Genomic DNA, 20,903 nt, shown 5'->3' with positions numbered 1-20,903 from the left:
CACAGTGCCCGAGGCGGGGCCGCTTTGGAAAGCCGGTGACAGGATTCAGAACGCGACGAATCCTGTGTACATCCTCACACGCTGGGCTTTCGCCCCGCAGCGAGGTCGAGTTGATGATCTTGGAAGGTCACTGCAACCACGAGCCGACGACCACGTCCCACTCCCGGACGGTGGTCCGCGCGATCACCCCGGCCTCGGTGTAGGGGTCGGCGTCGAGGACCCGCTGCAGCTCGTCGCGGTCGGCCACCTCGTAGACCAGCTGCGCGCCCTCGCCGTCGGTGAACGGGCCGCCGGCCAGCACCACCCCGCGAGCGGCCAGGTCCCGGCAGTACTCGCGGTGCGCCGGGCGGACCTCCAGCCGACGCTCCTGGTCCTCGCCGTAGACCAACTCGACTGCGAACCTGGCCATGCCGAACCTCCGTCCTCGGATCACGATCGATGCGCACGCTACCCGGCCGCGCCACACCGACCAGGGCGCAACCGGTAACTTGTTCGATCATGGCCGGTGATTCACGCGGAGTCGAACGGAGCGTCGAGCAGACCCTCGGCCACCTGCGAACCCTGGACAGCGCGGCGATCGACGCCTCAGCGCCGCCGCTGACCCTCGAGGACCTCTACCGACAGCAGCGGATGCGGATGGTCCGGTTGGCGATCCTGCTGGTCGACGACCCGGCGACGGCCGAGGACGTGGTGCAGGAGGCGTTCACCGGGCTCTACCGCAACTGGTCGGGGCTGCGCGACGCCAGGGCGGCGATCGGCTACCTGCGGACCGCGGTGGTCAACGGCAGCCGCTCGGTGCTGCGCCGCCGCAAGACGGCCCGCGAGTACCAGCCGCCGCACCAGGCCGACGCCCGGTCGGCGGAGTCATTGGCGATGCTGACCGCCGAGCACCAGGCGGTGGTGGCGGCGCTGGGCAAGCTGCCGCGGCGGCAGCGCGAGGTCCTGGTGCTGCGCTACTACGGCAACCTGTCGGAGGCGGAGATCGCCGAGGCCACCGGGGTGTCGCGGGGCACCGTGAAGTCCACCGCGAGCCGGGCGCTCGACGCGCTGCAGAAGCTGATGGGCGGGTGAGCGCGGGAAGTCCGCGAAAACCTTCCGCGAACAACACACCAGTTTGGTGTAGACCAATAGGTGTCCGGTAGCGGAGGATCGTCGGCGTGACCGCAAACGCCATCGCCGTCGACATCGGCGGAACCGAGATGAAGGCCGCGCTGGTCGCCGTCGGCGAGCACAGCGCGGAACCACTTCGCTGGCTGAGACGCCCGACCCCGCGTGGTGCGAACGGCGCAGCGACCGCGGAGTGCGTGGTGGCCGCCGTGGCCGAGCTGGTGGCCGAGCTGCGCGTGGACACCCCCGTCGACGCGGTTGGCGTGGTGGTGCCGGGCGCGGTAGACGAGGACCGCGGCATCGGCGTGTACTCGGCGAACCTCGGCTGGCGCGACGCCCCGCTGCGCGACCTGCTCGCCGAGCGCATCGACCTGCCGGTCAGCCTGGGCCACGACGTCCGCGCGGGCGGCCTCGCCGAAGCCCGGCTGGGCGCGGCGCGCGGCATGCGCGACGTGGTGGTGCTGCCGATCGGCACCGGCATCGCCGCGGCGCTGCTGTTCGACGGGCGGGTGCACTCCGGCGGCGGCTTCGCGGGCGAGATCGGGCACGTCGACATCGGGCACGGCGAGCCCTGCGGTTGCGGGCGCACCGGTTGCGTCGAGGCCCTGGCGTCCTCGGCGGCCGTGGCCCGCCGCTACCAGGCGCGCACCGGCGTGGCCCGGACCAGCGCCGAAGTGGCGTCGGCCGTGCGCGCGGGCGACCCGGACGCGCAAGCTGTGTGGGGGGAGGCGGTCGACGCGCTGGCCAAGGGCCTGCTGGTGCTGGTGGCGGTCGCCGCACCCGAGTGCATCGTGCTCGGCGGCGGCTTCGCGCAGGCCGGCGACCTGCTCACCGAGCCGCTGCGCGACCGGCTCAACGGCATGCTGGCGGCGTACCACCGCCGCCCCCACCTGGAACTGGCCGAACTCGGCGACACCGCGGGCTGCCTCGGGGCAGCACTGCTGGCGACGGAAGGATTGAGAGCGAAGTGAACGATCCCGAACTGATCCTCGCCGGTGGGCAGGTCGTCACCCCGGACGGAGTGCTGGACCGGGGTTGGGTCCGCACCTCCGGCGCAAAGATCGCCGAGGTCGGCACCGGTCCGGCACCCGCGGGCCAGGTGGTGGACCTGCGCGGGCAGTGGCTGGTGCCCGGCTTCGTGGACATCCACTGCCACGGCGGTGGCGGCGGCTCGTTCACCAGCATCGAGGTCGACCAGGCGCGCGCCGCGATCGCCGCGCACCGCAGGCACGGCACCACGACGGTCATGGCCAGCCTGGTGACGGCCCCGCTGCCCGACCTGACCAAGCAGATCAGCGCGCTCAGCGACCTGGTCGTGGACGGCGAGCTGGCGGGCATCCACCTGGAGGGTCCGTTCCTGTCCGCGGCCCGGTGCGGCGCCCACGACCCGGCGATCCTGCGGGCCCCGGAGACCTCCGCCGTGCAGCAGGTGCTGGACGCGGGGCGCGGCGCGGTCAAGATGGTCACCCTGGCGCCGGAGCTGCCGAACGGGGTCGAGGCGGTCCGCCAGCTGGTCGACAACGGTGTGATCGCCGCGGTCGGGCACACCGACGCGGTGCTGTCGCAGGTGGTGCCCGCGGTGGAGGCCGGGGCGACGGTGGCCACCCACCTGTTCAACGCGATGCGCCCGCTGCACCACCGGGAGCCGGGGCCCATCGGCGTGCTGCTGGAGGACGAGCGGGTCACCGTCGAGCTCATCTGCGACCTGGTGCACCTGCACCCGGCGATCGTGCAGCTGGCCGCCTCGCACGCGGGCACCGGGCGGACGGTGCTGGTCACCGACGCGATCAGCGCCACCGACGCCGGGGACGGCACCTACGAGCTGGGCAAGCTCCCGGTGACCGTGACCGACGGCGAGGCCCGGCTGGCGGACGGTTCGCTGGCGGGCAGCACGCTGACCATGGACGTGGCGTTCCGGAACCTGGTCGAGTCCGGCGGTCAGAGCGTGCCCGCGGCGGTGGCGGCGGCCTCGACCAAGCCCGCGGAGCTGCTTGGCCTCGACGACCGCATCGGCGCCATCCGCCCCGGCCTGGCGGCCGACCTGGTCGTCCTGGACGACGACCTCCACCTCACCGGAGTCCTCAAGGACGGCACCTGGACGGTCGACCCCACCTGACCCGGCACCCGAGTGGGGCGCAGCTCCCATGGAAACTGCGCCCCACCGGCACGTCACCACCCCAACACACCGACAGGACCCCCGAAAGACTCACCCAACCAAGGCGAGATCCCACGTTCAGTGAGCTGACCCCACCGGAACCCGTCAGGCGGTTCACCTCCCGTTACAGTTTCAACTGAAACTGTAACGATGGGCAAGCAACGTGCCGCCGGACGCGTGGGACCGATCGCAGTTTCAATTGAAACTGCGCCTGTTCCCCACTCACACTCGCAGTTTCAATTGAAACTGCGGTCCCGTCACCCCCAGCTACAGTTTCAACTGAAACTGTAACCCACCCCGTCACCCCTGGTTACAGTTTCAACTGAAACTGTAGATTTCGTGCAGCCGGGTCGGTCGGGCGAGGGTGCCGACTGGGTGTGGTTGTGCCTCGGGCGTGCGGCGGAGGGGTGCGGTTTCCAAGGGAAATCAGGTTTCCGGTTTCCAATTGGAGTTGTGTTCTGGTGCGTGTGGAGGGTCGTGGGCGGAGGCGGGAGGCCGATGAGTGGAGAAGAGGGATGAGTGCGGCAGAGGGATGTGGGGGATGGGTGAAGGGGTGGGGTCGTTGGGGTTGGTGGTTAAGCTCGGGGTGTGACGTCGCCTGATCCTGAGCACCTGCTGTCCTCGGCGCTGCGTGCGCAGGCTGGGGGCAGTCCAGGCATGGCACCGACACCTCCGCCTCCTGCGCCGCCGCCTGCTCGCCAGGGGCTGCCCGTGTCAGGAGTGCTGGTCTTCGCGCTGGTCCTGGGGTTGGCGACCGGGGCACTGGCTGGGGTCATGACACTCGTCGTCCCGACCTGGTGAGCAGGGCAGCGGACCTGGCGGTCCTCGGTGCCCCGCTGCGACGAGCCTCGACAGCCTGGGCAGCTCCCCGGGACTGACGAGGCTCTCCGCGACTGACGAGGCTCGACGGGACTGACGGGGCTCCTTGGGACTTGACCGGGCGCGAGGACGAGTGACCTGGCCTGGCGACCCGCTCTGAGCAGGTCCGCGAGTCGTGCTGGCGGCCCACGCCGCCACCGCGCCGAGCCGCGCCGCGATGCGGCAGGTGATCAGGTGGTTGTGGTGCGTGCGCAGCGGGTCGCTCGCCCGAGGTCCGGGGTTCGCGGGGTCGCGGTACCGTTGGCGACCGTGACGACCGAACTGCCCGCGATTGTCAACGCCGCCGCGAACACCTCCGCGCTGGCCCTGCTGCCGGACTGGCTCGACCCCGAGAACATCGTCCAGTCCCTCGGCCCGTTCGCCCTGATCGGCGTGTGCCTGATCATCTTCGCCGAATGCGGCCTGCTCATCGGCTTCTTCCTGCCGGGTGACTCCCTGCTGTTCGTGACCGGCCTGTTCGTGGCGGCCGGGGCGATCGAGACCCCGATCTGGCTGGTGCTGATCCTGCTGAGCGCGTGCGCGTTCGTGGGCAACGTGACCGGGTACTGGATCGGTCGCAAGGTCGGACCGGCGATGTTCAACAAGCCGGACTCGAAGCTGTTCAAGCGCGAGCACGTGGACAAGACCCACGACTTCTTCGAGCGCTACGGCGCGCGGGCGATCATCCTGGCCCGGTTCGTGCCGATCGTGCGCACCTTCATCACCGCGGTCGCGGGCATCGCGCAGATGGACCAGAAAAAGTTCTTCAGCTTCTCCGCGATCGGCGGCGTCGCCTGGATCGTGAGCATGACGCTGCTGGGCTTCTTCCTCGGCAACATCCCGTGGATCCGGAACAACCTCGAAGCGATGGCCATCCTCATCGTGCTGGTCTCGGTCATCCCGATCGTCATCGAGTACCTGAAGGGCCGCCGCGAGAAGGCCCGCAAGGCCGCGAGCTGATCAGTCGCCACGTTCGCGCGGATCCGGTCCCACCGGGTCCGCGCGAACTGCTTTTCCAGCCCTCCCCGCACCGAGCGGCGGTGGTCTCGGGCGACGGCCAGCGGCCGTAGGTGGGGCCCTGCGGCAAGGCCCGGCCTCCCGTAGGCAGCAGGTCGATCTGACGGCTGGTCCGGACCCGGCATTCACCGCCAGGCGGCGTCCGGGTCGGCGTGTTGCTGGATCCAGGTGTGCATCGCGATGCCTGCCGCCACGCCCGCGTTGATCGACCGCGTCGAGCCGTACTGCGCGATGGAGATCACCAGGTCGGCTTCGCGCCGCGAGTCCTCGCGCAGGCCTGGCCCCTCCTGGCCGAAGAGCAGCACGCAGCGGCGTGGCAGCGCGGTGCGCTCGATTGGCACCGCCCCGGCCGTGTTGTCCACCGCCACCACCGCGAGGTCGTGCTCGGCCGCGTAGTCGCGCAGCGAGTCGAGCTCGGGGTGGTGGTGGATGTGCTGGTAGCGGTCGGTGACCATCGCGCCGCGCCGGTTCCAACGCCGCCGGCCCACGATGTGCACGGCCCTCGCCGCGAAGGCGTTGGCGGTGCGCACCACGGTGCCGATGTTGTGGTCGTGTTGGAAGTTCTCGATCGCCACGTGGAAGTCGTGCCGCCGCAGGTCCAGGTCGGCGACGATCGCCTCGCGCCGCCAGTAGCGGTAGTGGTCGACCACGTTGCGGCGGTCGCCGTGCTCCAGCAGCTCGGGGTCGTAGCGCTCGTCGGTCGGCCAGGGGCCCTCCCACGGGCCGACGCCGACCGTGGTGCCCCACTCCGTCGGCCCCAGGTCGACGTCCGCACCGCCACCGCCGCGGTCGAGTTCGGACGTCATCGCAGGTCCTCCGGGGTCACGCCAGGCCGAGGTCGGCCAGGCCCAGGAGGGAGCGGTACGGCAGCCCGGCCGCCTCGATCTTCTCCCGCGCCCCGGTGTCCCGGTCGACGACGGTGGCCACGCCGACGATCTCGGCGTTGGCCTCGCGCAGGGCCTCGACTGCGGTCAGCACGCTGCCGCCGGTGGTGGAGGTGTCCTCGACGGCGAGCACTCGGCGACCCGTCACGTCCGGCCCCTCGATCAGCCGCTGCATGCCGTGCGACTTGGTGTTCTTGCGCACCACGAAGACGTCCAGCGGGGCGCCTCCAGCGTGCATCATGGCGGTCGCGACCGGGTCGGCGCCGAGCGTGAGGCCACCGACGGCGGCGTAGTCCCAGTCGGCGGTGAGCTGGCGCAGCAACCGACCGATCAACGGTGCCGCCTGGTGGTGCAGCGTGGCGCGGCGGAGGTCGACGTAGTAGTCCGCCTCCTTGCCCGAGGCCAGCGTGACCTTGCCGTGCACGACGGCGATTTCCCCGACCAGGCGGGCGAGCTCGGAGCGCTGCTGTTCATCCACTGTGACCACGAGTTTTCAGCATACGTCCCGGTGGGGCGGGCGCCGATGGTGGCCCTCGCCGCCTCAGGTGCGGTCGGGGACGGTGCGGGCGACGATCGCCCGCTGCAACTTCTGCGGCACCAGGCGGCCGAGGGTGACCAGCGCCTTGTACTGCGCGCCCGGGATCGACACGGCCCTGCCCCGGCGCAGGTCGGCCAGCGCCTCGTGCACCACCTGGTCGGCCTGCAGCCAGAACGCCCTGGGCAGCCGCCCCATCTCCAGCCCGGCCCGCTGGTGGAACTCGGTCTGGGTGAAGCCGGGGCACAGCGCCATGACCCGCACCCCGCTGCCGGTCAGCGAGACGGACAGGCCCTGCGAGAAGGCGGTCACGTAGGCCTTGGTCGCGCCGTAGGTCGACCCGGCCACCGGGAAGAACCCGGCCACGCTGGACACGTTGACCACGTCGCCGCGCCCGCGCTCCCGCATGCCCGGCACCACGGCGCGGGTCAGCGCGAGCACCGCGCCCGCGTTGAGGTCGAGCTGCTCGCGCAGCTCGGCGGTGGGGGTGTCCCAGAAGGCACCGGCGGTGCCGAACCCGGCGTTGTTGACCAGCAGGTCCACTGGCTGGTCGACGTCGGCGAGGCGCTGCTCGACCTGCGCGCGCTGCTCGACGTCGGCGAGGTCCGCGGAGATCACTTCGACGCGCACCCCGTGCCGGGCCCGCAACCGGTCGGCGAGTTCGGCGAGCCGGGTGGCGTCGCGGGCGACCAGGACCATGTCGTGGCCTTCCGCGGCGAGTCGGCGGGCGAAGGCGCGTCCGATCCCCGCGGTGGCTCCGGTGACGAGTGCGGTAGGCATGGGCCCGAACTTACCGGGCGGCCCGGTGGTCAGCGGGACTCGGAGTGCTCGACCTCGGCGGCGGTCTCCGCCTCGTTCGGGTCGGTGTCGAAGGGGTCGACCAGGTCGGCCAGGTCACCGAGGTCGCGGAGCAGGCGCTCCAGCCGGGCCGGGTCGGCCTGGCCGGGCTCCAGGGCGGCCAGCACCCAGTCGTCCTCCAGCCACACCACGGTGACGTCCGAGCCGATCTCCTCGGTGGCGTCCACCAGGTCCGGGGTCACCAGCGGCCGGGCGGCGGCCACCTCGGTGACGAACGCGTAGCGGGCGCCGACCGGGCCGAGCAGGTCCAGCTCGGAGTCCTGGGGCACCGGCACGTCGGGCAGCCACAGCTCGATGGTGGCCGGGGCCGCCCGGCGGCAGCGGATGCCGACCAGCACGGTCGCCGCGCGGCCGTTGACGGCGAGGTCCATCACGTAGACCTGGCGCCGACCGTCGGCGGTGAAGGTCGAGCCGGCGACCACGTCGGTGGCCGTCGGGCTGCCGTACTGGGCGAGCGCGCCGCGCTCCCAGCGGGTCGGCAGGACTTGGTCGGCCTCGGCGAACTGCCAACCGCGCAGCGCGGCCCAGCGCCGCCGTTCCCGGTTGTTCGAGACGCGCTGCGACCGGTCAGCGACCAGCAGCGCGACGCCCGCGCCGATGGCGAGGACGGCGACGACGAACCAGAGCCACGCAGGTATGCCCACACTGCGCAGGGTAGTCCGATCACCGCCGAAGACGAAGATCACCTGGAGATCCACCGCCGATCCACCCCTTCGGCCGAAGCTGACCTGCGGAAATGCCCGGCCACCCCCAGGTGGGCCGGGCGTTGCGCAGATCTCAGGCCCCGATCTCCTGCGCGATCCAGTCCCGGACGGCCACCGGGTCGGCGAAGATGTCGGGTTCGGCAGCGCAGCCGGCCCCCGGGTCGGGGGCGCCGAACCTGCTGGCGATGCCGACCTGCTCCCAGCGCCCGCCCGGTTCGCGGACCAGCGCCGGTCCGCCGGAGTCGCCGTTGCACATCGACGCGTCGCCGAGCCCGCGCACGCAGATGTCCACGGTGCCGTCGGTGTTGTGGCACTCCGAGTCGGCGCCCACCTCCGAGTCGAACTGCTTCAGCACCCGCGGGAAGGCCAGTGTCGGGCCGCAGTCGAGGTAGCTGCACTCGCGGCCCCAGCCGATGACCCGGACGTCCTTGCCGGGCGGCTGCGCGGACTCCGCGATCGCCACGGTGGGCAGGTCGACGGGCCGGTCCAGCTTCAGCAGCGCGAAGTCGTACTGCGCCAGGAAGTCCTGGCGGTGGTCCGGGTGCGGGACCTTCTCGGCGATCCCGCGCTGCTCACCCCCAGTGGTGCGGTCCGGGCTGCCGATGCGGGCGCTCAGCTGGTCGGCTTCGAAGGAGTCGACGCAGTGCGCTGCGGTCAGCAGCCACTCCTGGTCGATCAGCGTCGCCCCGCAGTGGAACCGGGGTTCCTCGGGGACCTGCAGCGACGCCATGAACGGGTAGGGCTCGTCGGCTGGGCCACCGCCCACGACCGCCTGCGCGGTGCCGTCGCTGACCGAGCCGACCAGCACCGCGCCGAGCAGCACGGGTAAGAACTTTCGTAATCGCATGTCATTCCTCTCTCAGAGCGCCTCGCGGCGCGACAACGATCAGGTGGTGCTGGTGCAGGACACCGCCAGCAGCGGCGGAGCCCGTGGCTGCGCGGGACCGGAGGACCGTGGTCCAGCCGGGCTCGGGAATGCCACTCCGGTGACCCGAGGTGCTTCAGCTGGTCCTGCGGCGCAGCCACCAGAAGACCAGCGCCAGGAGGGCAGCGGTCAGCGCCAGGTAGAGGCCGGTCTCGATGAACTGGAAGGTCCAGAACCGGTCGGCCGGGTGGTAGGTGTACGTCGCCAGGTCGCCGTTCACCTCGCCGTCGACGTAGTAGCCGGTGGCCAGCCCCGGCGGGGCGTCGCGGCTGGCGAACGGTTGGGTGGCGGTCACCGGTTCCTGGTAGTTCGGCCGCAGCAGCCGGGCGACCACCAGGAGCACCGCCCAGGCCGCGACCACCGTGGCCGCCATCGCTGGCACGGTCCGCTTGATCAGCGCGCCGAGCGCCACGCCCAAGCCGAAGGTGAACAGGCAGGTCACCGGGAACACCAGGACCGTCTGGTTGAACAGGGCGAACCAACCCCGCGCAGCGGCCTCCGGCGCGAACCAGGCGGCGTGCACGGCGGCGGCCAGCGCGCTGAGCACCACGACGGCACCGCCGACGAGGACCACCTTGCTGAGCAACCAGTGCCCCCGCGAGCAACCCTGGGTCCACGCGAACCGGTGCGTCCCGTGCTCAAGCTCGCGGGACACCAGCGGAGCACCGGTGAACACGCCCACCAGCACCGGGATCGGCTGGAAGAAGGACATGACGTCCTCGCCGAACTTGACCAGGCGCGAGAAACCCTGCGCCGAGTTGTAGACGGTGGGGGCGTCGGCGCCGAGCGGGTCGGCGAGCCAGTAGAGGACGATCACGCCGAGGAAGAGGACGGCGAAACCGGCCAGTGCCAGGCGGTGCTGCCGCCAAGCCAGCCAGGACATGCGCAACTCCTTGTCGTGTTGCTCCGGGCAGCACCCACCGGGGCGCGGTTCCCGCGCCCTGCGAAGGATTCGTGGAAGTGCCCCCGGAACGGGGTTCAGCTCGTCTTGCGGCGCAGCCGCCAGAAGGCCACCGCCAGCGCCGCCAGGGTCATCCCGAGGACGATCGAGGCCTCGGTGAACTGGAACGGCCAGAAGCGCTCGGCCGGGTGGAAGGTGACGAAGGTGGCGGTGGGGCTGCCGCCAGAGCCCAGGACGTCGCCGAGCCGCGCGACGTCGTCGATCGCGGTGGAGTCAGCCGGGCCGAACAGGGTCACCGGTTCCGCGAAGCGGAGGCGCAGCAACGACATCCCGAACATCGCCACCACCCCGCCGACCAGGGTGATCACCATCGCGACCACGGTCTGCCTGACGACCGCCCCGGCGGCGACCCCGAGCACGAAGCTGAACAGGCAGTACGCCGGGAAGACCACGCCCGCCTGGTTGTAGATCGTGAACCAGCCCTGCTGCCCCGCCACCGGCGCGAACCACCACATGTGCACCGCGGTGTAGGCGGTGCTCAGCAGCAGGACGACCGCGCCGAGCAGCAGGACCTTGGTGCTCAGCCAGCGCCTCCGCGACACGCCCTGGGTCCAGGCGTAGCGGTAGGTGCGTTGCTCCACCTCCCGGGCCACCAGCGGTGCACCCACGAAGACGCCGACCAGCAGCGACAGCAACCGGACCACGTCGAGTCGTTCGGCGAGCCAGAACGTCCCGGTGAACCCGTCCGGGGTGCCGAAGACCGCGTGCGCGGTCGTCCCCAGCGCGTCGGCGAAGAGGTAGACCCCCGCCACGGCGAGGAACGCGACCGTGAAGACCGCCACCCCGAGGCGGTGCTGCCGCCATGCCACCCAGGTCACGCCGCCACCTCCGCGGCTCCGGCCCGCTGCGAGGTGGCCAGGCTCAAGTACCGCATGACCAGCTCTTCGAGGTTGACCCGCTGCACCGTCCAGCCGGGGTCGACCGGCTCGGTCCCGCGCACCAGCAGCGACCACCGGCCCTCGTCGACGTGCTGGTGCACGACCCCCTCGGGTGCCTGGAGCCCGCTCGGCCCGACCAGCAGCCGGTGCTCGTCCAGCAGTTCGTCGATGTCGCCGAGGAGCCGGGTCCGGCCGCGGTCGAGCACGACCAGGTAGTCGCAGAGCCGTTCCAGCTCGGAGACCACGTGCGAGGACAGCACCACCGTGCAGCCGGTCTCCGCCTTCGCCTCCATCAGGACGCCCATCAGCTCGCGCCGGGCCAGCGGGTCGAGGCTGGCCACCGGCTCGTCGAGGATCAGCAGCTCGGGTTCCTTCGCCAGCGCCACCGCGAGCGCGACCTGCGCGCGCTGGCCGCCGGAGAGGGAGCCGACCCGGCTGTCCAGCGGGATGTTCAGCTCGGCGAGGCGGTCGAGCGCGATCTGGTCGACCCAGTGCGCGTTGAGCTTCTGGCCGACCTTGACCATCTCGCGCACCGTGAAGTTCCGGTAGAGCGTGTGCTCCTGGTCGATGTAGGCGACCCGGTGCTGCACGGTGTCCGCCCGCACCTGGCGGCCCAGCACCTCCAGCGTCCCCTCGGTCGGCGCCAGCAGGCCGACCGCGAGGTTCATCAGCGTCGACTTGCCCGCGCCGTTCGGGCCGACCAGGCCGACCACCCGTCCCGCCGGGACCTCGATGTCGCAGCCGCGCAGCGCCCACTTCTGCCGGTAGCGCTTGCCCAGCCCGCTGGTGCGTATCGCGATCTCGTTCAAGTCCGCTCCTCCAAGCGAGATTCGGCCAGCACCGTCGCGACGAGCGCCGCGATCCCGTCGGCGTCCATGCCCGCGCGGTGCGCTTCGGTCAACCACGACTCCAGGCCGGCGCGCAGCTCGGCCTGCTTCTCCGCGGGCAGCCCGATCAGGCCGCGTTCGATGAACGTGCCCTGTCCCGGACGGCCCTTCACCAGTCCTTTGTGCTCCAGCTCGCGATAGGCCTTCAGCACCGTGTTCGGGTTGATGACCAGGTTTCTCGCGACTTCCTTGACGGTGGGCAGCCGGTCCCCGACCTGCAGCTGCCCGAGCCTGAGGGCGTGCTCGACCTGGTGCACGAGCTGCCGGTACGGCGGCACGCCCGATCCCGTGTCGACCCGGAACTCGATCAAGCACTCGCTCCCATCTCCATTAACCTATGACCATAGGGTAACCATACGATGATCTCTGTCGAGCAGGACCGGCAAAAAGGTCCCCTGAACAGCAAAAACGCCCCACCGGGCGGCGGGGCGCGGGACTGGGGTCGACCTAGGGCAGCACTAGGGCGTGGCCAGGTTGTCGCAGAGGGACTGCCACTCCGCGCGGTCCGGGGCCGAGCCCGGCAGCTCCGGACCACCGGGGCGCAGGCCCGCCAGCACCAGCGGGAGGTAGCGGGAGCGCAGTTCGGCGCGGCGCCGCTCGGTGGTGGGCAGCCGCGGGTTGAGGTGCTTGAGCAGCAGCAAGATGTCCGGCCAGTCGACGTCCGAGCGCAGCTCACCGGCCTGCTGGGCAGCGCCGACCAGCTCCTCGAGCCCCTTCGCGACCCGCCGCTGCAGGTCGCGGAACTCCTCGGAGTAGACGTGCTGCGGGTCCATCTGCGGCATCAGCGTGCCGATCCCGGAGCTCTCCCGCAGGCACCGCCGCATGAACCGGACCAGGGCCGCCCACGGGTCGGACTCCTCGGCGCGCGCCTGCTCGACCTCGGCGAGCATCAACCGGAAGCCGGTGATGCGCACCTGCTCGACCAGCTCGTGCTTGCTCGGGTAGCGGCGGTACACGCTGGCCACGCCGACGCCCGCGCGCTTGGCGACCTCGGCCATCGGGGCGGCGAAGCCCTGCTCGGCGAACACGTCGCGGGCGGCCCGGATGACCAGGTCGCCGTCCTCCTCCCCGCGATGCCCAGCGGTGGTCGCGTCCGGCACGTTTCGCGGCTTCTTGTGGCTGGGTTGCATCACGATCCCCTGAGTTGCGGTGGAGCAGGACTCGACATTAGGGGGTGTCTTGGGCCACAGGATACCCGCGGACCGGAATGATCCGTTCCGCCCTCGTGTTCCTGCGGAACGGAATAATCCGTTCCGGCCTTCGCGAGGATGGAAGCAACAATGACCACCACGGAACTCCTCCGGCCCCGCAGCGCGGGGCGCGTGTTCCGCAGCGGCGGGCTGTCCCGGCCCGCCGCGTTCTGGTTCGTCGGCGCGCTCTACGCCCTGTTCCTGATGGCGTCCACCGCGCCGTCCCCGATGTACTCGATCTACCAGCAGCGGTGGGGCTTCACCACCACCGTGCTCACCGAGGTGTTCGCCGTCTACGCGGTCGCCATCCTGGCCGCGCTGCTGCTGTTCGGCTCGCTGTCCGACCACATCGGGCGCCGACCGGTGCTCCTGGTAGCGGTGGTGCTGGAGATCGTCTCGATGCTCCTGCTCGCCTTCGCGCCCGCCGTGGGCTGGTTGTACGCGGGCCGCGCGCTGCAGGGCTTCGCCACCGGCGTGGCGACCAGCGCGATCAGCGGCTCGCTGCTGGACTTCCAGCGCCCCGGCACCAACCGCGGATCGCTGGTCAACGGGGTCGCCGCGGCGTTCGGCATGGCGCTGGGCTCCCTGCTGGCCGGAGCGCTCGTGCAGTACGTGCCCGGCCCGACGCTGACCAGCTACCTGCTGCTCGTGCTCGGCCTCGCGGTGGCGGTCCCCGGGGTGCTGGCCATGCCCGAACCGGTCGCCCACCGCCACAAGCTGCGCGAGGTGCTGCGCCCGCAGCGGCCGACCGTCCCGGCGGGCAAGGGCCTCGCGTTCGCGCTCATGGCCACCACGCTGCTGGCGTCGTGGATCGTCGGCGGGATGTTCATGTCCCTCGGCCCGTCGGTGGCCAAGGACATGGTGCACGGCAACCCCTACCTGATCGGCGGCGCGACGGTCGCGGTGCTGGCCGGGTTCGGCGGACTGTCGCAGCTGGTGCTGTCCAGTGTGGAAGCCCGCCGCGCGGTGCGGATCGGCGGGCCGGTGATGGTCCTCGGGCTGGCCGGGGTGGCGACCTCGACCATCGAGCACCAGCCGCTGCTGTTCTTCGCCGCGGCCGCGGTCCTAGGCTCCGGCTGGGGCGTGGTGTTCATGGGCGGCATGCGCATGCTGACCGGCCTTGCCTCGCCCGAGCACCGCGCGGGCACCTCGGCGCTGATCTACGTGGTGGCCTACCTGTCGGCGGGGGTCCCCAGCGTGGTTCTGGGCGTGGTGAGCACCTCCTTCGGCCTCACCACGGCGACGGTCGTCTTCGCCTCGGCAGCAGCGCTGTTCGCCACGCTCGCCGTGACCTCCACCTACCTGCACCGCTGATCGCTTGACTTCGACCGAACTCGAAGTCACAGGCTTGGCCAGCCCGCGCCAGCGGGCGGAGGGAGCGAACGACATGCGAGTGGTCGAGGTGGTCCGCTTCGGCGGCCCCGAGGTGCTGGTGCCCGGCTCGGCACCGGACCCGGTGGCCGGTCCGGGACAGGTGGTGGTGGATGTGGCGGTGGCGAGCACGACGTTCATCGAGACCCAGATCCGGCGCGGCGTCGACGAGTGGCACGAGCGGCCGCGGCTGCCCTACGTGCCGGGCGGCCTGGTCGCCGGGCAGGTCCGCGCGGTCGGCGAGGGCGTGGGCCCGGCATGGCTCGGGCGGCGCGTCCTGGCCGAGACCGGGGACAGCGGGGGCTTCGCCGAGGAGGCACTCGTCGAGGTCGCCGGGCTGTTCCCGGTGCCGGACGGCCTGGACCTGCCCGGTGCCGCCGCGCTGTTCAGCGACGGCAGCACCGCGCTGGGGCTGGTCGAGGCGGCCGCGATCGGCCCGGGCGAGGACGTGCTGGTCGAAGCCGCGGCCGGTGGTGTGGGCAGCTTGTTGGTGCAACTCGCCCGGGAGGCGGGGGCGCGGGTCGTCGGGGCCGCGCGCGGGGCCCGGAAGCTCGACGTGCTCCGGGAGCTGGGCGCCGATGCGGTGGTCGACTACTCCGCGCCGGACTGGACCGACCAGGTCCTCGACGCGACCGGCGGCAAGGGGCCCGACGTCGTGTTCGACGGCGTGGGCGGCGAGATCGGGCGCGCCGCGTTCAGCGTGACGGCCCGCGGCGGGCGCTTCTCCGTGCACGGCGCGTCCAGCGGCTCGGTCACCGAGATCTCCGCGGAGCAAGCGCGCCAGCAGGGCGTCGAGGTGCTCGGCATCGAGCAGCTCTTCGACTTCGGCACCCACCAGCGCCGGTGGGCGGAGCAGATGATGGCCAAGGCGGCAGCGGGCACCATCCGACCGCTGATCGGGCAGACCTTCCCGCTGGAACGCGCCGCTGAGGCGCACGCAGCGGTCGAGAACCGCACCACGGTCGGCAAGACGCTGATCCTCATCCAGCGGTGAGGGCACCCCGAGCGGCGCCCTCACCACGACCTCAGCTCTCGGACGCCGTGACCACGAGGGAGTCGTTGTCGTCGGAGGTGTCGACGCGGATCTTGTCGCCCTCGCGGATCTCCCCGGCCAGCAGCTTGCGGGCCAGCTGGTCGCCGATCGCCGACTGGACCAGGCGGCGCAGCGGGCGCGCGCCGTAGACCGGGTCGAAACCGTTGAGCGCCAACCAGTCCCGCGCCGCCGGTTGCACGTCGAGGGTGAGCCGCCGCTGCGCCAGGCGCCGCGCCAGGTGGTCCACCTGGATGTCCACGATGGACGTCAGCTCCTCGGTGGACAGCGAGTGGAACACCACCACGTCGTCCAACCGGTTCAGGAACTCCGGCTTGAAGTGCTTGCGCACCACCGAGAGCACCGCGTCGTCGCGCTCCTGCTCGGACAGGTTCGGGTCGGCGATGGCCTGCGAGCCCAGGTTCGAGGTCAGCACCAGGATCGTGTTGCGGAAGTCCACCGTGCGGCCCTGGCCGTCGGTGAGCCGACCGTCGTCGAGCACCTGCAGCAGCACGTCGAAGACGTCCTGGTGCGCCTTCTCCACCTCGTCGAACAGCACCACCGAGTAGGGGCGGCGGCGCACCGACTCGGTCAGCTGCCCGCCCTGGTCGTAGCCCACGTACCCGGGCGGTGCGCCGACCAGCCGGGCCACCGAGTGCTTCTCGGAGTACTCCGACATGTCGATGCGGATCATCGCCCGCTCGTCGTCGAACAGGAACCCGGCCAGCGCCTTGGCCAGCTCGGTCTTGCCGACGCCGGTCGGGCCGAGGAACAGGAACGAGCCGGTGGGCCGGTCCGGGTCGGCGACACCGGCCCGGGTGCGGCGCACCGCGTCGGACACCGCGCGCACCGCTTCGGCCTGCCCCACCACGCGGGCGCCGAGGGCGTCCTCCATGCGCAGCAGCTTCGCCGTCTCGCCCTCCAACAGCCGCCCGGCGGGGATGCCGGTCCAGGCGCTCACCACGTCCGCGACGTCGTCGGCGGTGACCTCCTCCTGCAGCATGGCCTTGCGCTCGGACTGCGCGGCGGTGGCCGCCTCCAGCTCCTTCTCCAGCTGCGGGATCCGGCCGTAGCGCAGCTCGGCGGCCTTGCCCAGGTCGCCGTCCCGCTCGGCGCGGTCGGACTCGCCGCGCAGCTGCTCCAGCTGCGTCTTCAGGTCGCGGACCTTGTCGATGGACTCCTTCTCCTGCTGCCAGCGCGCGGTCAGCTCGGACAGCTTCTCGCGGCGGTCGGCGAGCTCGGCGCGCAGCGCGGCCAACCGCTCCAGGGAGGCCGGGTCGTCCTCCTTGGACAGCGCCATCTCCTCGATCTCCAGCCGCCGCACGGCGCGCTCGACCTCGTCGATCTCCACCGGGCGGGAGTCGATCTCCATGCGCAGCCGGGACGCCGCCTCGTCGACCAGGTCGATCGCCTTGTCCGGCAGGAAGCGCGCGGTGATGTAGCGGTCGGACAGGGTGGCCGCGGCGACCAGGGCGCCGTCGGTGATCCGCACGCCGTGGTGCACCTCGTAGCGCTCCTTGAGCCCGCGCAGGATCGCCACCGTGTCCTCCGGGCTCGGCTCGCCGACCAGCACCTGCTGGAACCGGCGCTCCAGCGCGGCATCGGTCTCGATGTGCTGGCGGTACTCGTCGAGCGTGGTCGCGCCGACCATGCGCAGCTCGCCGCGGGCCAGCATCGGCTTGATCATGTTCCCGGCGTCCATCGCGCCCTCGCCGCTGGCCCCGGCGCCGACGATGGTGTGCAGCTCGTCGATGAAGGTGATGACCTGCCCGGCCGAGTCGGTGATCTCCTTGAGCACCGCCTTGAGCCGCTCCTCGAACTCGCCGCGGTACTTCGCCCCGGCCACCATCGAACCCAGGTCCAGCGCCACCACGCGCTTGCCGCGCAGCGACTCGGGCACGTCCCCGGCGACGATGCGCTGGGCCAGGCCCTCCACGATCGCCGTCTTGCCGACGCCGGGCTCGCCGATGAGGACCGGGTTGTTCTTGGTGCGGCGGGACAGCACCTGCACCACGCGGCGGATCTCGGCGTCGCGGCCGATCACCGGGTCCAGGTCGCCCTTGCGGGCGCGGTCGGTGAGGTCCTGGCCGTACTTCTCCAGGGCCTTGTAGGTGCCCTCGGGATCCGGGCTGGTCACGCGGGCCGAGCCGCGCACCCTGCCGAAGGCGTCGGTCAGCGCCTCGGGCGTGGCGCCGTGCTTCTTGAGCAGGTCGGCGACCCGGCCGCCCTCAGCGGCGAGCCCGACCAGCAGGTGCTCGGTGGAGACGTACTCGTCGCCCATCTCGGTGGCCAGCCGCTGGGCGTGGGTGAGCGCCCGGACGGCGTCGCGGGACAGCTGCGGCGCGGACACCGTGCTGCCGCTGGCCGCGGGCAGGCTGCCGATCAGCTGCTCCAGCTCCTGGTGCACCGCCGCGGGTTCGGCGCCGACCGCGGTCAGCAGGGGTGCGGTCAGCCCGTCGCCCTGGGCGAGCAGCGCGCCGAGCAGGTGCGCGGGGCTGACGTCCGGGTTGCCGGCCACGGTCGCGGCCTGCACCGCCGAGGAGATCGCCTGCTGGGTCTTGGTCGTCGGGTTGAACGCGTCCATTCCTCACCTCGTCACCGATGGCTCCTACCAGGACATCGTGCCCTGTACCAGCCTCATCCACACGGTCAACGCGAGGAAAGTTGAGCGAGTTCCGCTCAAGGTGAGGCTGTGATGCAGGACACGAACTGGTCTCAGTTTCAGGCAAATGTCACACCGAGGTATTGATGTTGACATTTCACCCGATTTAGCTAAACCGTCATGACCACCACGACAGCGGGTGACCAGCTCGTGCTGGCTGCCGAAGAGGGCGGCGCGCTCTCCGGCATCGAGGACGCGATCAACACGGTCTTCACCCCGATCTCGGACGGCTTCTCCAACATAGTCTTCGGCGAGGTCACCGTCTTCGGCGTGACCTTCCCGTGGATCGTGGCCTGGCTGGTGATCGCCGCGGCGGTGTTCACCACCGCCTTCGGGTTCATCCAGATCCGGTCCTTCAAGCTGGCCATCGACCTGGTCCGCGGCAAGTACACCGACAAGTCCGAGCCCGGCGAGATCAACCACTTCCAGGCGCTCGCCTCGGCGCTGTCCGGCACCGTCGGCCTCGGCAACATCGCCGGCGTCGGCGTGGCGGTGACCGTCGGCGGTGCGGGCGCGACCTTCTGGATGATCCTCTGCGGCCTGCTCGGCATGGCCACCAAGTTCGTCGAGTGCACCCTCGGCGTGAAGTACCGGGAGATCGACGCCGACGGCACCGTCTCCGGCGGCCCGATGCACTACCTGCGCAAGGGCATCGCCGAGCGCATCCCGAACGCCTTCGGCGCGGGCCTGGGCAAGGTGCTGGCCGTGCTCGCCGCGGTCATGATCCTGTTCTTCGCCATCGCCGGCGGCAACATGTTCCAGGCCAACCAGACCTTCGCGCAGCTGCGCAACGTCACCGGCGGCGAGACCGGGCTGCTCGGCTCGGACGGCGCGGCGCTGATCTTCGGCATCCTGCTGGCGGTGCTGATCGGCGCGGTGATCATCGGCGGCATCAAGTCCATCGGCGCGGTCACCAGCCGCCTGGTGCCCGCGATGGCCGTGATCTACGTGCTGGCCTGCCTCACCGTCATCGGCGTCAACTACGCCTTGGTGCCCAGCGCGGTCGGTGACATCCTCTCCGGAGCGTTCACCCCGGAGGCCGGGTTCGGCGGGCTGATCGGCGTGCTGATCGTCGGCTTCCAGCGCGCCGCGTTCTCCAACGAGGCCGGGCTCGGCTCGGCGCCCATCGCGCACTCGGCGGTGAAGACCAAGCACCCGGCCACCGAAGGCCTGGTCGCGCTGCTGGAACCGTTCATCGACACCGTCATCGTGTGCACCATGACGGCGCTGACCATCGTCATCGCCAAGACCCAGTTCTGGACCGACGCGCAGCAGACCGTGCTCAACGGCGGGGACACCCCGGACGGCGTCACGGTCACCTCGGAGTCCTTCGCCACCGTGCTGCCGTGGTTCCCGTACGTGCTGACCGTGGCGGTGGCGCTGTTCGCGATCTCCACCATCATCACCTGGGGCTACTACGGTCAGCGGGCCTGGCTGTTCCTGTTCGGCAAGGGCAAGGCCAAGGAGCGCGCCTACAACGTGCTGTTCTGCGCGTTCACCGTAGTGGGTTCGGTGCTGACGCTGGGCAGCGTGCTCGACTTCGCCGACGCGGTGCTGTTCGCGCTGGCCCTGTTCAACATCATCGGCCTGTACATCATGATCCCGGTGGTGAAGAAGGAGCTGGCTTCCTACCGCGAGAAACTCCGGAGCGGTGAGGTCCGCAAGGCCGAGAAGGCCGAGAAGGTCTGACGAGCGGCTCGAACCCGCGGCCTCCGGCGTGTCGTCCGACCGGCACGCCGGAGGTCCACACCCAACGGACCTCCGGCCTGTCGCACGTGCCGGAGGTCCGTTCGGCTGCCGGGGAAGTCGCGCGCCGTCCCCGGCAGGGGCGGGTCAGTCCTCGCGGACGGCCTGGATGTCGATCTCGACCTTCAGCGTGGTGCCGATGGCCGCGATGCCGGTCTGCAGCGCCTGGTTGAAGTTCATCGCGAAGTCCTCGCGGCGCAGCTGGGTCGTCGCCGTCGCCGAGGCGCGGGTGCCGCCCCACGGGTCCGGGCCGACCCCGGCGAAGCGGGTGTCCAGCCGCACCGGGCGGGTCAGGCCGCACAGCGTGAGCTCGCCGTCCAGGTCCCAGCGGTCCCCGCCGCGCGGGCGCAGGCCGGTGGAGCGGAAGGCGATCCGCGGGTGCTGCTCGACGTCCAGGAAGTCCGGGTTGCGCAGGTGGTCGTCGCGCATCCCGTTGGCCGTGTCGATGCTCGCCGCGACGATCGTCGCCTCCACGGTGGACGACTCGATCGGGTTGCCGATGCGGATCTCACCGGCGAACTCGTTGAACCGCCCGCGGATGCTGCTGATCCCCAGGTGCCGGGCGGTCACCTGGATCGACGAGTGCACCGGGTCGATCCGCCACAGCCCCGGCGCGGGCAGGTCCGCCCCGCCCGCGCGGCGCAGCTCGACCTCGCCGAGCGTGGCGGCGGTCCCGTCGTGCACCAGCGTGGTGCGCGCGACCGGTTCGTGGCCCACCGCCGTCACGATCGCGGTGTAGGCACCGGCCTTCAGCCCGGCGGCGACCACCGAACCCTGCGCGTCGCCCTGCACGCGGGCGACCTGGGTGCCGGTGCCGTCGATGACGGTCAGCACCGCCTCCGGGACCGGCCAGCCGTCACCGCCGCGGACCGTCGCGGTGACCGCGCCGGTCCCGACGCCGGTCGTGTCGACCTGCTGTTGGCCGAGGTCCATCAACAACATCTCCTCGAGTGCTGCGGGCGTCCCACCTCGCCGTGCGGCGGTGGGCGCCCAGGCGGGGAACCCCGCGAGTGGTCAAGCTGCGGAAGTGGTGGTGGGGGGGGGGGGCCCCCCCCCCCCCCGCCCCCGGCGGGGGGGGGGGGGGGGCGGGGGCGGGGGGTGGGGGGGCGGAGCGGGCGCGGCCGCCACGGAGCGC

At 71.4% G+C, this 20,903-nt stretch carries 20 protein-coding genes; 7 read left to right on the top strand and 13 right to left on the bottom strand.

From position 1 onward, the window contains the following. Window positions 1–127: 127 nt before the first annotated feature. Window positions 128–409 (bottom strand): YciI family protein, encoded by a 282-nt coding sequence (locus tag ABT324_RS28375; protein ID WP_351183666.1) that lies wholly within the window; start codon window positions 407–409, stop codon window positions 128–130. Between the two features lie 89 nt (window positions 410–498). Between ABT324_RS28375 and ABT324_RS28370 the strand changes: the two genes are divergently transcribed. The 4 genes from ABT324_RS28370 (at window position 499) to ABT324_RS28355 (ending at window position 5,080) form a co-directional block, all read left to right on the top strand. Beyond that, window positions 499–1,071, top strand: a complete 573-nt coding sequence (locus tag ABT324_RS28370; RefSeq protein ID WP_351183664.1) for a SigE family RNA polymerase sigma factor — start codon at window positions 499–501, stop codon at window positions 1,069–1,071. Window positions 1,072–1,157: 86 nt separating this feature from the next. After that, window positions 1,158–2,078 (top strand): ROK family protein, encoded by a 921-nt coding sequence (locus ABT324_RS28365; protein WP_351183662.1) that lies wholly within the window; start codon window positions 1,158–1,160, stop codon window positions 2,076–2,078. Next, on the top strand, window positions 2,075–3,223 hold the full coding sequence (gene nagA / locus ABT324_RS28360; RefSeq protein WP_351183660.1) for an N-acetylglucosamine-6-phosphate deacetylase: 1,149 nt from the start codon (window positions 2,075–2,077) through the stop codon (window positions 3,221–3,223). The genes ABT324_RS28365 and nagA overlap by 4 nt, the downstream gene beginning before the upstream one ends. Before the next feature lie 1,167 nt (window positions 3,224–4,390). After that, window positions 4,391–5,080, top strand: coding sequence for a DedA family protein (locus ABT324_RS28355; RefSeq protein ID WP_351183658.1), 690 nt, complete (start codon window positions 4,391–4,393; stop codon window positions 5,078–5,080). Between the two features lie 182 nt (window positions 5,081–5,262). Here the strand turns inward: ABT324_RS28355 and ABT324_RS28350 are convergent, their stop codons facing one another. The 10 genes from ABT324_RS28350 to ABT324_RS28305 form a co-directional block, all read right to left on the bottom strand. Beyond that, window positions 5,263–5,943 (bottom strand): TrmH family RNA methyltransferase, encoded by a 681-nt coding sequence (locus ABT324_RS28350; protein ID WP_351183656.1) that lies wholly within the window; start codon window positions 5,941–5,943, stop codon window positions 5,263–5,265. Between the two features lie 16 nt (window positions 5,944–5,959). Continuing rightward, window positions 5,960–6,508, bottom strand: a complete 549-nt coding sequence (gene pyrE / locus ABT324_RS28345; protein WP_351183654.1) for an orotate phosphoribosyltransferase — start codon at window positions 6,506–6,508, stop codon at window positions 5,960–5,962. Window positions 6,509–6,562: 54 nt separating this feature from the next. Next, a complete protein-coding gene (locus ABT324_RS28340; RefSeq protein ID WP_351183652.1) occupies window positions 6,563–7,336 on the bottom strand; it encodes an SDR family NAD(P)-dependent oxidoreductase in 774 nt (257 codons plus the stop codon). Between the two features lie 29 nt (window positions 7,337–7,365). Next, entirely contained in the window at window positions 7,366–8,058 is a 693-nt protein-coding gene (locus ABT324_RS28335) for a TtfA family protein (RefSeq protein WP_502949812.1), read from the bottom strand. Between the two features lie 133 nt (window positions 8,059–8,191). Then, entirely contained in the window at window positions 8,192–8,965 is a 774-nt protein-coding gene (locus tag ABT324_RS28330; protein WP_351183650.1) for a S1 family peptidase, read from the bottom strand. Window positions 8,966–9,119: 154 nt separating this feature from the next. Further along, window positions 9,120–9,926 carry an ABC-2 membrane transporter-related protein gene (locus tag ABT324_RS28325; RefSeq protein WP_351183648.1) on the bottom strand — a complete coding sequence of 269 codons (807 nt, stop codon included), beginning with the start codon at window positions 9,924–9,926 and terminating at the stop codon, window positions 9,120–9,122. Between the two features lie 95 nt (window positions 9,927–10,021). Next, complete coding sequence (locus tag ABT324_RS28320; RefSeq protein ID WP_351183646.1) at window positions 10,022–10,822, bottom strand: ABC-2 membrane transporter-related protein; 801 nt, start codon at window positions 10,820–10,822, stop codon at window positions 10,022–10,024. Then, window positions 10,819–11,691 (bottom strand): ABC transporter ATP-binding protein, encoded by an 873-nt coding sequence (locus ABT324_RS28315; protein ID WP_351183644.1) that lies wholly within the window; start codon window positions 11,689–11,691, stop codon window positions 10,819–10,821. The genes ABT324_RS28320 and ABT324_RS28315 overlap by 4 nt, the downstream gene beginning before the upstream one ends. Next, window positions 11,688–12,080 (bottom strand): GntR family transcriptional regulator, encoded by a 393-nt coding sequence (locus tag ABT324_RS28310; protein ID WP_351183642.1) that lies wholly within the window; start codon window positions 12,078–12,080, stop codon window positions 11,688–11,690. The genes ABT324_RS28315 and ABT324_RS28310 overlap by 4 nt, the downstream gene beginning before the upstream one ends. Before the next feature lie 147 nt (window positions 12,081–12,227). Beyond that, complete coding sequence (locus ABT324_RS28305; RefSeq protein ID WP_351183640.1) at window positions 12,228–12,899, bottom strand: TetR/AcrR family transcriptional regulator; 672 nt, start codon at window positions 12,897–12,899, stop codon at window positions 12,228–12,230. Between the two features lie 150 nt (window positions 12,900–13,049). Between ABT324_RS28305 and ABT324_RS28300 the strand changes: the two genes are divergently transcribed. Together ABT324_RS28300 and ABT324_RS28295 are read left to right on the top strand one after the other, a co-directional pair. Beyond that, complete coding sequence (locus ABT324_RS28300) at window positions 13,050–14,273, top strand: MFS transporter (protein ID WP_351183638.1); 1,224 nt, start codon at window positions 13,050–13,052, stop codon at window positions 14,271–14,273. Between the two features lie 73 nt (window positions 14,274–14,346). After that, window positions 14,347–15,324, top strand: a complete 978-nt coding sequence (locus ABT324_RS28295; protein ID WP_351183636.1) for a zinc-binding dehydrogenase — start codon at window positions 14,347–14,349, stop codon at window positions 15,322–15,324. A gap of 31 nt (window positions 15,325–15,355) precedes the next feature. Here the strand turns inward: ABT324_RS28295 and clpB are convergent, their stop codons facing one another. Further along, a complete protein-coding gene (clpB, locus tag ABT324_RS28290; protein ID WP_351183634.1) occupies window positions 15,356–17,944 on the bottom strand; it encodes an ATP-dependent chaperone ClpB in 2,589 nt (862 codons plus the stop codon). Between the two features lie 198 nt (window positions 17,945–18,142). Here clpB and ABT324_RS28285 point away from each other — a divergent pair, with 198 nt between their 5' ends. Continuing rightward, window positions 18,143–19,711 (top strand): alanine/glycine:cation symporter family protein, encoded by a 1,569-nt coding sequence (locus ABT324_RS28285; RefSeq protein WP_351183632.1) that lies wholly within the window; start codon window positions 18,143–18,145, stop codon window positions 19,709–19,711. A gap of 144 nt (window positions 19,712–19,855) precedes the next feature. On the opposite strand, the gene ABT324_RS28280 is transcribed toward ABT324_RS28285, so the two are convergent. Further along, window positions 19,856–20,701 (bottom strand): YceI family protein, encoded by an 846-nt coding sequence (locus ABT324_RS28280; protein WP_351183630.1) that lies wholly within the window; start codon window positions 20,699–20,701, stop codon window positions 19,856–19,858. Window positions 20,702–20,903: the final 202 nt, after the last annotated feature.

Origin of the sequence: Saccharopolyspora sp. NPDC000359 (assembly GCF_040300525.1) — a bacterium.
Taxonomy (GTDB): Bacteria; Actinomycetota; Actinomycetes; order Mycobacteriales; family Pseudonocardiaceae; genus Saccharopolyspora.
This window is presented reverse-complemented; position numbering and strand designations above follow the sequence as displayed.